The following is a 14,461-nucleotide window of genomic DNA, read 5'->3' on the forward strand; positions in this document are numbered from 1 at the left end:
ACCTATGCAAATATTATTTGTATAAATTATTTAAGGAGTTTTTATGAAAAAAATCATTTTTTCTTTACTTTGTTGTAGCAATTTATTAATATCTCAAACTTTTATAGAATTTAACACTCTAGGTGCAAGTATTAAAGACAAAAATAATATTTTTGACAATGATTTATCTAGCACCTTAAACGCAAGTGTATATTTATACAAAATGGATAATTATGATAATGATTTTGTAGGTGGAATAGATTTTAGCCATTTTAATATATATTCAAGGTTTTTTATAGGCAATCAAGGAAGCAAAACTGATATTGATTTATATAATTTCACAGCTTTAGGTGGATATGGATTTTATAATGATATTTACAATATATCGCTTTCTTTATTAGGCGGTGTAGGATATGAAAAGGCTAAATATAATTTAAGTAGTGATATTATAAAAAGTGCTAATTTTAATAAGAATTTAAAATCAAATCTATTAACGCTAGGAATTGCTGCTAAATCGTATTTGGACAGCAATTTAATACTTGGAATGAAATTATTTGCTAAGCACTACACAAACAATAATATAAAAGAAAAATCAGTCCTATCAGGAGATATATCATTAGGTTATAGTATTTCAAGACAACTTAATGGGTTTTATACTCAAGTAAAAGTAGGCTATGATAATAATTTAGTAGGTAAAGGCGTTAATTTTGGAATAGGATTAGGCTATTCATTTTAAAACTTAGGTTTTTTATCCAAAAGATAAAAAACCTTAAATTAAATCTCTTTTATAAATTCTTTTTAACTTTCTATCTAATTTATAGCATACTTCATAAATTGCAGGAATAGCAAAAAGTGTTAATATGGTTGAACTAATAAGACCACTAATTACTGCAACTGCCATAGGAGAATTGCTCTCATAACCAGCTCCGTGTGAAATAGCTAAAGGTAGCATTGCAAAAATCATGGCAATCGTAGTCATTAATATCGCTCTAATTCTACTTTTACCAGCTATTTTAAGAGCTTCTTTAACCCCTACTCCGCTATCACATAATTTATTTGCAACATCAATTAATAAAATTGCGTTTTTGCCAACCATTCCAAATAACAAAATAAGAGCAACCAAAACAAATAAAGAAAACGTATTGCCTGTCAAATAAAGACCAATACAAGCTCCCGCAAACGCAAGTGGCATTGTAATCATTATTACAAATGGAACAATAAAGCTTTCGTAAAGAGCTGCTAATACTAAATAAATTAATAAAAACGACAAAATCATAACCATAATAAAACCAATAATCGTTTCTTCTAAAAGGTCAATAAAACCAGTAAATGTATATCTTAATCCAGTATTTTGCATAATTTTACTCATATTAGTTTCTAGTTTTGTTTTTACCTCATCTAAAGAAACTCTATCAACTCCTGCAGTAATTTTTACAGAACGAGTTTTATTAAGTCTATTGATACTACTACTATCCTTAATTAGTTTGATATTTACTACATTTAATAAACTAATTACATTATTATCCATAGTTCTTATTTGTATTTTTTCAAGTGATTTCATATCTTCTTTAGATACTTTTTCAAGTTGAATAAATATATCTTTACTATCTTTTAAACCATCTAAAACCCCAACATTAGCGTGAGCAAAAGAAGTTTGAATTATCCCTGCTAATTCTTGAGTATTTACATTTAATTTTCTTGCTTTTTCTTTATCTATATAAATAGCTAAAACATCTGCATAAGCATCAATATCATCGCTAATATCAACAACGCCTTTTAATTCGCTTAAAATATTTTTTGCTCTTCTACTAGCACTTACTAAAGAAGGGAAATCATCACCTAATAATACAAACTGAACCGGCTCATCAATACCTGCACCTTCAAATTTAGGTATTTCTAAAACTTTGATTTTAAATTCTTTTAAACTCAAACTATCTCTTAGATTAGAAACAACTTCTTTTTGTCTTTCAGTTCTTTCATCTAATGGTTTTAACTTAACATATATTTTAGATTTTTTTCTATCTTTTGCATCATCGTAGCCTACTAATAAATAAGCATAATCTACATTTTTATTTTCTTTAATTTGTTTTAAAACTTCTAAAGATTTAGTTTCCATAATATCTATTGATACATCTTTTTTAGATTCTATTTGAACTTGAAGTTCGCTATCATCTTCCATAGGTAAGAAATCAAGTCCTATTTTAGGTGCTAAAGAAAAAGATAAAGCACATAAAATAAAAATAATACCTATAAAAATCTTTTTGTATTCTAATATAGTATCAAGAGTATTTTCATACCATTGTTCTAGTCTAGTAAAATACTTTTCTGTATTATCGTGAAACTTACTCTCTTTAACATTTAAAAATCTAGCACTAATGGTTGGGACTAAAAATACACAAACTAAAAACGAAATAATTACCCCAAAAGCAACGCTCATTCCTAATGTATTAAAAAACAAACCAGAAATACTATTCATAAACGAAATCGGAATAAACACGCATAATAAAACTATACTGATACTAAATACAGAAAAAGCAATATCCTTAATACCTTCATAGCTTGCATATAAAGCATTTTTTTCTGTTTTAATCTTTTTACTAATATTCTCAATTACAACTATAGCATCATCTACGAATATACCAATAGATAAAGTAAGTGCTATTAATGTCAAACGATTTAAATCATATCCAAATAAATCTATTAAAAAAAAGCTAGAAATAATTGAAGTAGGAATTGCTATGCTAGCAATAATAGTAGCACTAATATTTCTTAAAAATAAAAATACTATTAAAATTGTTAAAATCACCCCTAAACACATATCAAATACAACTTGATATATGTGTTTTGTAATATTTTCTGATTTATCATACACAACACTAAAATCTATATTTTTATGATAATCTTGAATACCTATTAAAGCTTGTTTAATATTTTTAGCAACTTCTAAACTATTTTGACCTGTGATTTTTTTAAGCTCTATTAAAACTCCATTATCTCCATTAAAATAAGCATAACTATCTTTTGAAGTATAGCCTATACTAATATCTGCTACATCTTTTAAAAATACTCCCGGAGCTATTCTTAATTGTTCTAATTCTTCTACACTATTTGAGTCAAAATAACCTTTAATAGTAATATTTTTAGCTTCATTTTCAATACTTCCTAAAAAGGTTTTAAAATTCTGCATTTTTATCAGTTTTGCCACATCTAAAGAGTTAATATGGTATTTGTTTAATTCATCTATATTTAAATCAATTTTTACATTGTTTTTTAAATACCCTACCATTTTAACTTCTCCAACGCCTTTTATACGCTGAAAGTCGCCTTCTAAATCATCTTCAATCAACTGCATTAAATCTTTATCGCTTAAATCTTTAGATGAGATAAAAATACTCATAACTGCACCTGCATCTGATGAGACTTTTTCAACACTTGGTGGGTATTCTAATTTCATTTTTGATATTTTTTCACGAATATCATTTACTGCTATTTCTAAATCTTTACCTAGTTCAAATTCTACGACTATTACGCTTAGATTATTAAAACTTTTTGAACTAATTCTTTTTATCTGGCTAACACCTGAAATTTGATTTTCTAACTTTTTAGTAATTTGAGATTCTACATAGCTTAAATCAGCATTTGCAAATGTAGTGATTTTAACAAGTGGAATATCAACATTAGGATATAAATTAATTGGCATTGTAAAAATTGATATAACACCAAAAATCAATAACCCTAAAAAAGTCATCAAAATAGTAACAGGTCTATTAATTGCAATTTTTAACATTTATTTATCCGTAATAATATAACCATCTCCAAATGAACCAATTTGTATATCATTTGCTAAGACTTCTGCATAAATTTTTCTAGTTTTTATATCTATATTTGGATATACCTTACTAATTACACCCTTCATATTTAAACCATTTATACTATATTCATAAGTATTACCTACTTTAACCTTATCAGAATACTTTTCATCAAAACTTAAAAGTAATTTAACTTCAGGGTAACTATCTAAAATTAATAAAGGTTGATTAGGACTTGCTACGCCTTCTCCAACTTCAATATATTTTGCCGTAATTACTCCATCAAAAGGAGCTTTTAATTTTTTTTGATTTATTAAAGTTTCATATTTTTTACTAGACATTCTTGCTGATTTTAGTCTTTGTTCTGCTTCGCTTTTTTTAAAATTAATTTCATCTAAAATTTGTTCATTCAATACTGATTTTACTTGCTCGTATCTTTTAAGAGTGCTAATTGCTAAAGTTAAAGCTTCATTTGCTAATTTTTGTTGAACATTTGATTCTTCTAATCCAACTTGCTCAATTGAACTATCAAGTTCTAATAAAATATCACCTTTTTTCACGCTTTTACCTACATCTACATTAATCTTATTTACAATTCCAAAAGACTGCAATGACAATTTAGCACTTTTTTGAGCAACCACATCAAAACTAGCATAAATAGAATCTGCAAATAAATTAAGACTAATTAACAAAAATAATAATTTTTTCAACATTTCTCCTATAAATCAATTACAAAATCTTTAATAATGATACCTTTAGCAAGTAATAATTCTGCCTTAGATATTTCAAATTTAGCTTTACTTAAGCTAAGCTTCGCCAAAGCTCCTTGCATAGTTTCTAAAGAATTTAAATATTCAACATATCCAACAAGTCCAGCTTCATATTTTTTAGCAATACTCTCATAAGCAATTTTGCTAGCATTTAAAAGCTTTTCATTGGCATTGATTTCTTCTTGTAAAAATGAAATTTTTTGAATTAATAGTTTTTCCTTTTCACTAACTGATTTTTTACTATATATATTCATTTCTTTAGCGGCTAAATTACTAAGTTTTGCACTCTCATAAGCTTTTTTGTCAGCTCCAAAAGAAAAAACATTCCAAGATAAACCTAGCATAAATATATTTGAAAACATTTTTTCCTTTACTCTTTCTTTTACTACCATATCAAACGGAGCATATAAAGAATAATTGAAATTATTTTTTGAAAATCCCACAATATTTTTTACAAAAATAGTAGGTTTAAATGGTGCTAATGATAAATCCTTATTAAGCTCGCTCATCTCTTCTTTTAAAGAATTTATTTTAATATCATAAGATTTATTAGCACTATCTTCATAAATAATAGCACTTCCTTTTGTAGGAATAAAATTATTATTAGTTATCAAATAAATATTACTTAATATCTCATCTTTTTGATAATATAAAGAACTTAATTCACTTTTATTTGATTCAACTTTTGCATTAAAGATTTCTAATTCATCATTAGGTCTTAAACCTACTTTATTAAGACTTTTTAGTCTATCTAAACTTGCATTTAAATATTTTAAATTCTGCTCTTTATATTCAATATTCTCCATTAAAGCTAAATAAGAATAATATAAACTTACTAAATTAAATTCCAATTCATTTTTAGCCTTTTCTAATTCAATTTGACTTAATTCGTGATTTTTTTTCGCAAGATTTATATTAGAATTTCTTTTACCATCATAAATTAAAGCATCTATTGCTACACTTACATTTGTTAAATTATTTGGATTTATTATATATCTATCATAATCAAAACTAACAAATCCAACTTGTAAAGTAGCACTAGGATAGTATTTGTATTTTACGCTTTTTGCACTTTCTTCTTTGCTTAAAGTTTCATAATTTTTAGCTTTTAACTGCTCATTATTCTCAATACTTTCTAGCATAGTTTTTAAGCTAGTTGCATTCAGCAAACTAAGACTTAATAAAATTAAAGATAATTTTTTCATATTTTTTCCTATGTAAAACTTTTAACCAAATTACCAATTAATAAATTCCAACCATCAACTAAGACAAAAATTAGAATTTTAAATGGTAAAGATATCATAACCGGCGGCAACATCATCATACCCATAGCCATTAATACTGATGATACAACCATATCAATTACTAAAAAAGGTAAGTATAGCAAAAATCCTATCTCAAATGCAGTTTTTAATTCACTAATCATAAAAGCAGGAACTAAAGTTACTAAATCTACATCATCAATACTCTTAGGATTATCAATATTTCTTAAGCGATAAAATAGTGCTAAATCCTTTTCTCTAGTATTTTTAAGCATAAATTCTTTAAACGGCTTAACACTTAATGCAAATGCTTCTTCATAGCCTATTTTTTCTTCCAAATAAGGCTTAATTCCTGTTTCATAAGATTTATTAGCAGCTGGTTGCATTATAAAAAAAGTTATCACAAGTGCTAAAGATATTAAAATCGTATTAGGCGGCATTGCTTGTGTTCCCATAGCTTGTCTCATAAACGAAAACACTATAACTAATCTTAAAAACGAAGTGCATACAAATATAATACTAGGAGCTAAAGCTAATATAGTTAAAACTATGACTACATTTAAAGTAGTTACTAATTGGCTAGGCGTTTCTGGTGCGCTTAGATTTAGATTTAATGTAGGAACGCTAAGTGGAGTATCAGCGTAAATAAACACTGAAAACAATAATAAAAGCAATAGTTTTTTCACTAATTTCCTTAAATAGTTTTTAAAAATGTTATCCAAAACTTGCTAACATTTTCTTAAAATCTAAAGGAAAAATATGAAATTAAGCATAGTAATACTAGCAGCTGGTTTTGGCACTAGAATGAATAGTAATTTAGCAAAACCTTTGCATACAATTTGTGGGAAATCTTTAATTAAAATTATTATTGAAAATGCTTTGCAACTTAGTGATGATATAACTTTGATTTTACACCATCAAGCAGACGCTATAAAAGAGCATTTAAAAGATTATTCTAATTTAAAATATATATATCAAGATATGCAAAATCATAAAGGCACAGGCGGGGCTTTAATAAATTATGAGCCAAAATACGAAGAAGCGTTGATTTTAAATGCTGATATGCCTTTAATCACACAAAATAGTCTAAAAATTATAGCTAATACAAATTCTAAAATAGTTTTAAGCACTTTTAATAAATATAGTGCTAATTCTTACGGAAGAGTGATTAAAGAAAACGACAAAATAAGTAAAATTGTAGAAACAAAAGATGCAAACAATGAAGAATTAAAATGCACTTTATGTAATGCTGGAATTTATAAAATCAGTAAAGATATATTAAAAACTTACATTCCTAAGCTAAACAACAACAACGCTCAAAAAGAATATTATCTAACTGATATTATCAAAATGGCTATAGATGATAAAATAAGCGTTAGCGAATGCACCTTTGATGAGATTGAGTTTTTAGGCATTAATAATAAATTAGATTTAGAACAAGCCGAGCAAATTATGCAAAAAAGAATAAAAGATGAATTGCTTATAAATGGCGTTATTATGCATAATAAAGATAGTATTTTTATAGAGCTTGATACACAAATTAGTAATGATTGTGAGATTGAAAGCGGAGTTGTGATTAAGGCAAATTCTATTATAAAAAGCTCAAAAATCTTAGCAAATAGCGTTATAGAAAATAGTGAGATAATTAATTCAAGCATAGGGCCAATGGCTAGAATTCGTCCAAAATGCGTTATTAAAGATAGTAAAATCGGTAATTTCGTAGAATGCAAAAATGCAAAATTAGAAGATGTAAAAGCTGGGCATTTAGCTTATTTAGGAGATTGTGAGATTAGTAGCGGTGTAAATATTGGCTGTGGTGTGATAATTTGTAATTACGATGGCAAAAACAAACACCTAAGCAAAATCGGTAAAAATGTCTTCATAGGCTCAAACTCAAACCTAATAGCACCAATTACAATACCTAGCGATACTTTAATTGCAGCAGGTAGCACGATTAGCAATAAAGACGCTGCTAAATTAAAAGCAAAAGATTTATTTATAGAGCGTAATAAAGGCGTGATTTTTAATAATTTTAAGGATTTTTAATGAAAGTATTATTATGTGTTAGTGGAAGTATTAGCTTTTATAAAAGCTTTGAATTAATTTCTATGTTTAAAGAAGAAGGAATTAAAGTAAAAGCTTTATTAAGTGATGGGGCTTTGAAATTCGTAAATAAATTAGCTTATGAAGCATTATGTGAAAGCGTTTTAACAAGTGAGAATGAAAGCTGGGAAAATGATAAAAATCACATAATGTTTTCAAAAGATTGTGATGCTGTTGTATTTGCTCCTGCTAGTGTTAATTCAATAAATAAACTAGCTAATGGAGTTTGTGATAATGTATTTTTAAGCACCTTAATTGCTTCAAACAAACCACTAATAATAGCACCTGCAGCAAATACTAATATGTATTTAGCAAGTCAAACACAAAAAAGCTTAGAATATTTAAAGAGTTTAGGTGTAAAAATAGTAAAGCCAATTAGCAAAACCTTAGCTTGTAAAGAATTTGGCATAGGAGCTTTAGCTAATACAAAAGATATTTTTCTAGCAACTTTAAGAGAAATTTATAAAGATAAATTCTATATGGGAAAAAATATTTTAATAACAGGTGGCGGCACTCGTGAGAGCATTGATTTAGTAAGAAATATAGGAAATTATTCAAGTGGAACTATGTCAGATGCACTAGCTAAACAAGCTTATTTAAGGGGTGCAAATGTGGTGTATTTAAAGGCTAGATGTGATGAGATTAAAAATGAAAATTTCACACAATTAAGCTACGATACAAGTGCTGAATTAAAAACCTTAATGCAAGATTATAAAGAATTTGATTATTTATTTATGTGTGCTGCGGTTAGTGATTTTATCCCTATCAAACAAGAAAGAAAAATAAAAAGAGATGAATTCGATGAAGAATTTAATATCAAAATAAGACCTAATGATGATTTATTAGCTACTTTTAATTTTTCGGGTAAAAAAATCGGCTTTAAGCTAGAGTGTGATGAAAAGACTGCCTATGATAATGCAAAAAAAGCTTTAGTAAATAAAGGTTTAAGCTTATTATGTCTTAATATTTTAGGAGAACATACTCAATTTGGCTCAAGTAAAAACGAGATATTTTTCTGTGATTATTCAGGCATTAGTGAAGGGTATTTTGATACTAAAGAAAACTTAGCAAAAATTATTTTTGATAGAGTAAAAGCTGATGTTTAATGATGTTTTGCCAATTAAATTTAAAGTAATTGATAAATTAATGTTTAATCGCTACAAATTATTAATTGGTAAAAAAGAATTAACCACAAAATCAAACATTAATTTAGAGCCAAATACTTATTATTTAGCTGAAATTTATGATAGTTTAGTCTTTAAAAATCTTCAAGCTGATAAGGTTTTTGCCTATATTGATTATGATTGTTTTGAGTTATTAAAAATCGCTTTTAGAGATGATTTTAAATACACGCTAATTAATTCATTAATCCAAACAAATCAAAAATCAGATTATGAATGCTATAAAACAATGCTTTTTGCTTTGAATGAAGATATTTTATATTTACCTTGTTTGCTTGAAGGAAAACCTATATTAATTGAATATAGAAAGAAAAAAAATGAATTAGCAATTTATTATGATGTTTTTGCTAAATTAAGCCTTTTTTTAAATGATAATAAAATATTAACTAGCTTTTCTAAGGTTCAAAAAATCTGCTTTGAATATTCGCAAAATGTAGAATTAACTACTTATAAAGATGATTTTTTTAGCCTTAGTTATAAAGGAAATTTATGAACGAGTTAAATCATTTAGCAATCATTATGGATGGTAATGGTAGATGGGCTAAAAATCAAGGTTTATTAAGAAGTTTCGGGCATAAAGCAGGTGCAAAAACTATTGAAAGATTGGTAAAAGCTTGTATTGAAGAAGGCGTTTTAGAGCTTAGTTTGTTTGCATTTTCTACCGAAAATTGGAAAAGACCTAAAGAAGAAATTGAGTTTATTTTCAAACTACTTAAAGAATACTTATCTAGTGAATTAAACAATTTTATAAAAAACGAAATTAGATTTAAAAGCTTTGGAGATATTAGTGTTCTTGATGTAGATACTAAGAATTTAATTGAAGATTTTGAAGAAAAAACTAAAAATTACTCAAGAATTATTTTTAATCTAGGCATAAATTACGGCGGAAAAGATGAAATATTAAGAGCTTTTAAAAAATTAAAAGCAAGTGATGAAGAAATAAATGAAAATAATTTTAATAAATATTTAGATATTAAAAACAATGTTGATTTATTGATTAGAACTGGCGGACATTTTAGGATTTCAAATTTCTTACTTTGGCAATGTGCTTATGCAGAGTTTGTTTTTACCCCTACTTTGTTTCCTGATTTTAAAGAAGATGAATTAAAAGAAATTATTAAAAATTATAGAATTTGTAAAAGGAATTTCGGTGGAGTTTAGTATTTTAGTTTTTATATTTGGGCTTGTTTTTGGCTCGTTTTTAAATGTATTGATTTTAAGACTACCTGAGAGAAAAAGTGTTTTTTATCCGCCAAGTTCTTGTGGAAGCTGTAATAACAAATTGAAATTCTATCACAATATCCCTATTATTTCTTGGCTAGTTTTAGGTGGTAAATGTGGGTTTTGTAAAAGTAAAATAAGCATTCAGTATCCATTAATTGAGCTAATTGTTGGCTTTATATTTTTATATTGCATAGATATTAGTAGTTTAGAAAATCTTGCTTATTCTATTTGCTTAGCATTATCATTTAGCTTATTATTTGCACTTTGCATTATTGATATTCGCTACCTTGCTGTGCCTAGCTTTACTTTAATGCTAACTTTGATTTTTGCTCTAATTTACACTCATTCAATAAGTAGTTTTAAAGATGCTTTAATCTTTGCAGGTGGTGCGTATTTGCTAAAATCTTTAATAGAGAGCATAATGAATGCAAAAGCAAAAAGCGATGATGAATGTATTCAAGTAATGGGCGAAGCTGATATTGAAATAATGGCATTAATTGGAGCCTTATTAGGAATTAAACTTGGTTTTGTGGCTATATTTTTAGGAGCTGTTGTGAGTTTGCCTGTTTTTATGTATCTAAGAATAAAAGGCAAGGAAAACATACAAGTTCCTTTCATACCATTTTTAAGCATAGGACTTGCTTTAGTATGGTTTTTCCCTAGCGTTGGGCAATTTTGTTTAGATTATGTGCAATGATTAAAAAATATTTATTTAGACAATTCATAGGCTCTTTTTTATCAATATTTTTAACGCTATTTTTAGTAAGCTCTATCATTGTCTTATTTCAAATAGCAAAAATTACTTCTTATATAGAATTAAGCTTATATGAATTATTTAAATTATATTCTCTTATGAGTGTAAAACTCATCATTTTTACTACTCCTATTAGCTTTTTTATTACATGTTTTATGTGTATTCTAAGATTATCTAAAGAAAACGAAATAATTATGCTTTTTTCTCTAGGATTAAACCCTAGAAAAATAGCTAATTTTATTAGCTTTTTAGCCTTTATAGTAAGTTTGGTTTTATTAGTAATTAGCATAGTTTTAATGCCGCTTAGTTTTTCTTTATATGATAATTTTATTGATTATAAAAAAGCCTTTTCTAAAATTAATCTTAAAAATGCTAATTTTGGTCAAAAATTAGGAGATTATATATATTTTGCAGATGAATTAGAGAATGGAATTTATAAAAATATTGTTTTATATTTGCCAAAAACAAATTCTAAAAACGAACAAATATTATTAGCCAATCAAGGAACAATCCTAAACGAAGATAATAAAATCACATTTAATTTAGACAATGTAATGCTATATAATTTCAAGCAAAATACAGAAATTGCAAAGATTAAAAACCTTAGCTTTAGCACCTTAATTAATTCAAAAATTACTAATATTCAATCATTTAAAGACTATTGGAAAGATTATAAAACCCCTTCAAAATCAAAAGAATTAGTAATTTATGTCCTACTTAGCCTACTTCCTATTGCAAGTGTTCATTACGCACTAGCATTTAGCATTATTAGCTCAAGGTATGAAAAAAGCCACGAGTATTTAGCTATGCTTGTGTTTTTGATAATTTATCTAGTTCCTATGATGATGTTTTTAAATTATCATTTTTATACTATTACTTTTGTATTTTTCACTTCGCTAATAATTTCTAAGATTTGCTTTAGGAAAAAGATTTTATCAAGGTATTAAATGTTTTCAACTCTTAAGATTTTTAATAAAAATATGATTATTTTAAGAGATGATTTATTAGGCGAAATTAACGGCAATAAAGCAAGAAAATTAGATATATTGAAAGACTTAAAACTCCCTTATAAACACATAATCTGCTATGGCTCAAGTCAATCAAATGCTATGCAAGCACTAGCACTCTGGACTAAAAATAATAATTATAATTTTTCTTTTGTTTGTGCTAGAAGATGCGAAATTAGTGGGAATTTAAAAAGTGCATTAGAAAATAATGCTGTGATTTATTATGCGAATAATCCTAAAGAATTTGCAAAAACTTTGCATAAAAATGATAATAATAGCTTTTTAATTAGCGAAGGTGTTTGTGAAGATTATGCTAGATTTGGCTTTTATAAAATGGCAAAAGAAATAGCAAAAATTGTAAATGAATTAGATTGTGATGTGGTATTAGCAAGTGGGACTTATACAAGTGCAATTTATCTTGAAAAATATCTAAGCACACTTTCAAATGCTAGAGTTTTTACAGCATCTTGCGTAAATGCTAATGAATATTTTGTAAAACAAATAAACAAACTTAATCCAAATTCCAAGCTAAAATTATTAAAAACTGCTAGAAAATATCATTTTGCAAATCTTTACGAAGAGCTATTTGTCTTAACAAAAAATATTAGTGATATTGAGTTTGATTTGCTTTATGATAGCGTTTGCTTAAAGGCAATTTATGAAAACCTTGATGAACTAAAAGAAAATATCTTATACATTCATCAAGGCGGATTAATTGGTTCTAAGAATTTAGAACTTCGTTATAATAAAAAATATAATCTCATAAATTAAAATTTCTTATTCTTAGCACCAAAGTGGCAAAGTAAAGAAAACACAATACACATAGTACAAGCAAATAAAAGCATATATAAACCTGCATTCCAACCAAAAGCATCAACCATAGCACCTAAAAGCATAGTTCCTAAAGAAGCTCCTACAACATAGCTCATAAATCCACGAAGACCAACGCAAGAACCTACAGCAAAAGCAGGAACAACTTCCATAGTTTGAACACTTGCTAAAAATTGTGGCACATATACTAAACACCCAGCTGCTGCTGCAAAAAATATAGTGTAGTAAATATTATCGCTCGTAAAATATCCAATAATCATAAAAAATATTATACAAACAGCAAGAATTGCAGGTGGCATTCTATATCCTTTAAATAATCTATCAGATATAATTCCTGCTAACATTGTTGATGGAATTGCAGCCCATTCAAAGAATAAAAACGCTGTATGCATTTGCTCTTTACTAAAGCCTTTTACAGATAAAAGATAAATAGGAAGCCAATTTATCAACCCAAATCTAATCATATAAACAAAAGTATCCATCCAAGCAACATACCAAGCATTAGGGTTTTTTAGAACATATTTAACAAATATTTCTTTACTACTTAAATCAGTAGTTGAAGCTGAGTTTTTAATATCTTCTTCATAACCTCTTAATTTATTAATCTCGTTTAATTCTTTTAACCCTTCATTTTTAGGATTACCCTTAACAGCGTATAAAACATAAACACTAATTAACAAGGCTAAAATTGCTGGGACATAAAAGTGATTTACTTTCCAATAAGTAGCATTAAAATCAGCCGCAGCAATCCCTAATACAGGAGATAATATTAAAACAGATTTAGAAATAATTGGAGCTACCAAACCCCCTCCAATATTATGGCTTATATTCCAAATAGCAGTATAAATTCCTCTTTCTTTTTTAGGATACCAATTAGCAAGAGTAATAAAACTAGGTCCAACGCCCATTCCTTGAAAAACTCCAAGTGCAATAACAGCACCTACATAAGCATATAAAGCATTACAAAAGCCTAATAATACATTAATTAACGCACATAAAATAAGACCTAAAGCCATATATCTTTTTGGGTCAGCCTTATCACTTAAAGCACTCATAACGCCTTTACTAATACCATAAGCAATTAGCATAGAACCAGTAATTAAACCTATATCAGAATTATTTACTGCTAAATCAGTCTTAATTAATGGAGTAGATAGGGTAATATTATTTCTTACTAAATAATATCCCATATAACCAACAAACACACCACTTAATGAAAGTTTTCTATACTTATAATAAGTGCTTAGCAACTCATCATCTTTAACCACCCTATCCTTTTTGACAGGTCTTAAAAAAGAAATCATCTTTAATCCTTTAAATAAAATAATAGTAATTTTATTTAAAGTTGTTTTAAAATAGTATTAATTATTGAGCTATATAAAGAATAATTTTTATTTTTACAATATTAATGAATATATAGCGATAAACCTGAAAGCATAGCTATAGTTTTTAACACAATAATACTTTTATAATATGCAAGTATTGATAACATAAAAATATGTAATAGAGTAGAACATTTTTTATTTTTTATGTAATAGAGT

The 14,461-nt window shown here is 26.8% G+C and carries 13 protein-coding genes; 8 read left to right on the forward strand and 5 right to left on the reverse strand.

The genetic code is table 11. The features are described 5' to 3' along the window. Nucleotides 1-43 precede the first annotated feature (43 nt). Nucleotides 44-715: a hypothetical protein gene (locus KJQ97_RS06965; protein ID WP_214120373.1), complete on the forward strand. Its 672-nt coding sequence runs from the start codon at nucleotides 44-46 to the stop codon at nucleotides 713-715. A 33-nt stretch (nucleotides 716-748) separates the two neighbouring features. On the opposite strand, the gene KJQ97_RS06970 is transcribed toward KJQ97_RS06965, so the two are convergent. From KJQ97_RS06970 to fliP, 4 genes are read right to left on the reverse strand one after another with little or no spacing between them, the layout of a single operon-like run. Beyond that, nucleotides 749-3,766 (reverse strand): efflux RND transporter permease subunit, encoded by a 3,018-nt coding sequence (locus tag KJQ97_RS06970; protein WP_214120374.1) that lies wholly within the window; start codon nucleotides 3,764-3,766, stop codon nucleotides 749-751. Continuing rightward, nucleotides 3,767-4,498 (reverse strand): efflux RND transporter periplasmic adaptor subunit, encoded by a 732-nt coding sequence (locus tag KJQ97_RS06975; protein ID WP_214117332.1) that lies wholly within the window; start codon nucleotides 4,496-4,498, stop codon nucleotides 3,767-3,769. It abuts the gene before it with no gap. An 8-nt stretch (nucleotides 4,499-4,506) separates the two neighbouring features. Continuing rightward, on the reverse strand, nucleotides 4,507-5,763 hold the full coding sequence (locus tag KJQ97_RS06980; RefSeq protein ID WP_214120375.1) for a TolC family protein: 1,257 nt from the start codon (nucleotides 5,761-5,763) through the stop codon (nucleotides 4,507-4,509). 8 nt (nucleotides 5,764-5,771) lie between these two features. Further along, nucleotides 5,772-6,506, reverse strand: coding sequence for a flagellar type III secretion system pore protein FliP (fliP, locus tag KJQ97_RS06985; RefSeq protein ID WP_214117334.1), 735 nt, complete (start codon nucleotides 6,504-6,506; stop codon nucleotides 5,772-5,774). 73 nt (nucleotides 6,507-6,579) lie between these two features. Here fliP and glmU point away from each other — a divergent pair, with 73 nt between their 5' ends. The 7 genes from glmU to KJQ97_RS07020 are packed head-to-tail and all read left to right on the forward strand — an operon-like array spanning nucleotide 6,580 to nucleotide 12,860. Further along, the gene (glmU, locus tag KJQ97_RS06990; protein WP_214120376.1) at nucleotides 6,580-7,866 is read left to right on the forward strand and encodes a bifunctional UDP-N-acetylglucosamine diphosphorylase/glucosamine-1-phosphate N-acetyltransferase GlmU; all 1,287 of its coding nucleotides are present in this window, start codon (nucleotides 6,580-6,582) and stop codon (nucleotides 7,864-7,866) included. Continuing rightward, on the forward strand, nucleotides 7,866-9,029 hold the full coding sequence (gene coaBC / locus KJQ97_RS06995) for a bifunctional phosphopantothenoylcysteine decarboxylase/phosphopantothenate--cysteine ligase CoaBC (protein WP_214120377.1): 1,164 nt from the start codon (nucleotides 7,866-7,868) through the stop codon (nucleotides 9,027-9,029). The genes glmU and coaBC overlap by 1 nt, the downstream gene beginning before the upstream one ends. Then, the gene (locus tag KJQ97_RS07000) at nucleotides 9,022-9,597 is read left to right on the forward strand and encodes a hypothetical protein (RefSeq protein ID WP_214117337.1); all 576 of its coding nucleotides are present in this window, start codon (nucleotides 9,022-9,024) and stop codon (nucleotides 9,595-9,597) included. The genes coaBC and KJQ97_RS07000 overlap by 8 nt, the downstream gene beginning before the upstream one ends. Beyond that, entirely contained in the window at nucleotides 9,594-10,265 is a 672-nt protein-coding gene (gene uppS / locus KJQ97_RS07005) for a polyprenyl diphosphate synthase (protein ID WP_214117338.1), read from the forward strand. The genes KJQ97_RS07000 and uppS overlap by 4 nt, the downstream gene beginning before the upstream one ends. Further along, nucleotides 10,255-11,025, forward strand: a complete 771-nt coding sequence (locus KJQ97_RS07010; protein WP_214117339.1) for a prepilin peptidase — start codon at nucleotides 10,255-10,257, stop codon at nucleotides 11,023-11,025. Before uppS ends, KJQ97_RS07010 begins: the two co-directional genes overlap by 11 nt. Next, nucleotides 11,004-12,029: an LptF/LptG family permease gene (locus KJQ97_RS07015; RefSeq protein ID WP_214117340.1), complete on the forward strand. Its 1,026-nt coding sequence runs from the start codon at nucleotides 11,004-11,006 to the stop codon at nucleotides 12,027-12,029. The genes KJQ97_RS07010 and KJQ97_RS07015 overlap by 22 nt, the downstream gene beginning before the upstream one ends. Further along, nucleotides 12,030-12,860: a 1-aminocyclopropane-1-carboxylate deaminase gene (locus KJQ97_RS07020; RefSeq protein WP_214120378.1), complete on the forward strand. Its 831-nt coding sequence runs from the start codon at nucleotides 12,030-12,032 to the stop codon at nucleotides 12,858-12,860. Here KJQ97_RS07020 and KJQ97_RS07025 read toward each other — a convergent pair. Next, nucleotides 12,857-14,224, reverse strand: a complete 1,368-nt coding sequence (locus KJQ97_RS07025; RefSeq protein WP_214120379.1) for an MFS transporter — start codon at nucleotides 14,222-14,224, stop codon at nucleotides 12,857-12,859. The two genes, KJQ97_RS07020 and KJQ97_RS07025, sit on opposite strands and share 4 nt — an antisense overlap. Nucleotides 14,225-14,461: the final 237 nt, after the last annotated feature.

The organism is Campylobacter sp. 2018MI01 (genome assembly GCF_018501205.1).
GTDB lineage: Bacteria > Campylobacterota > Campylobacteria > Campylobacterales > Campylobacteraceae > Campylobacter_E.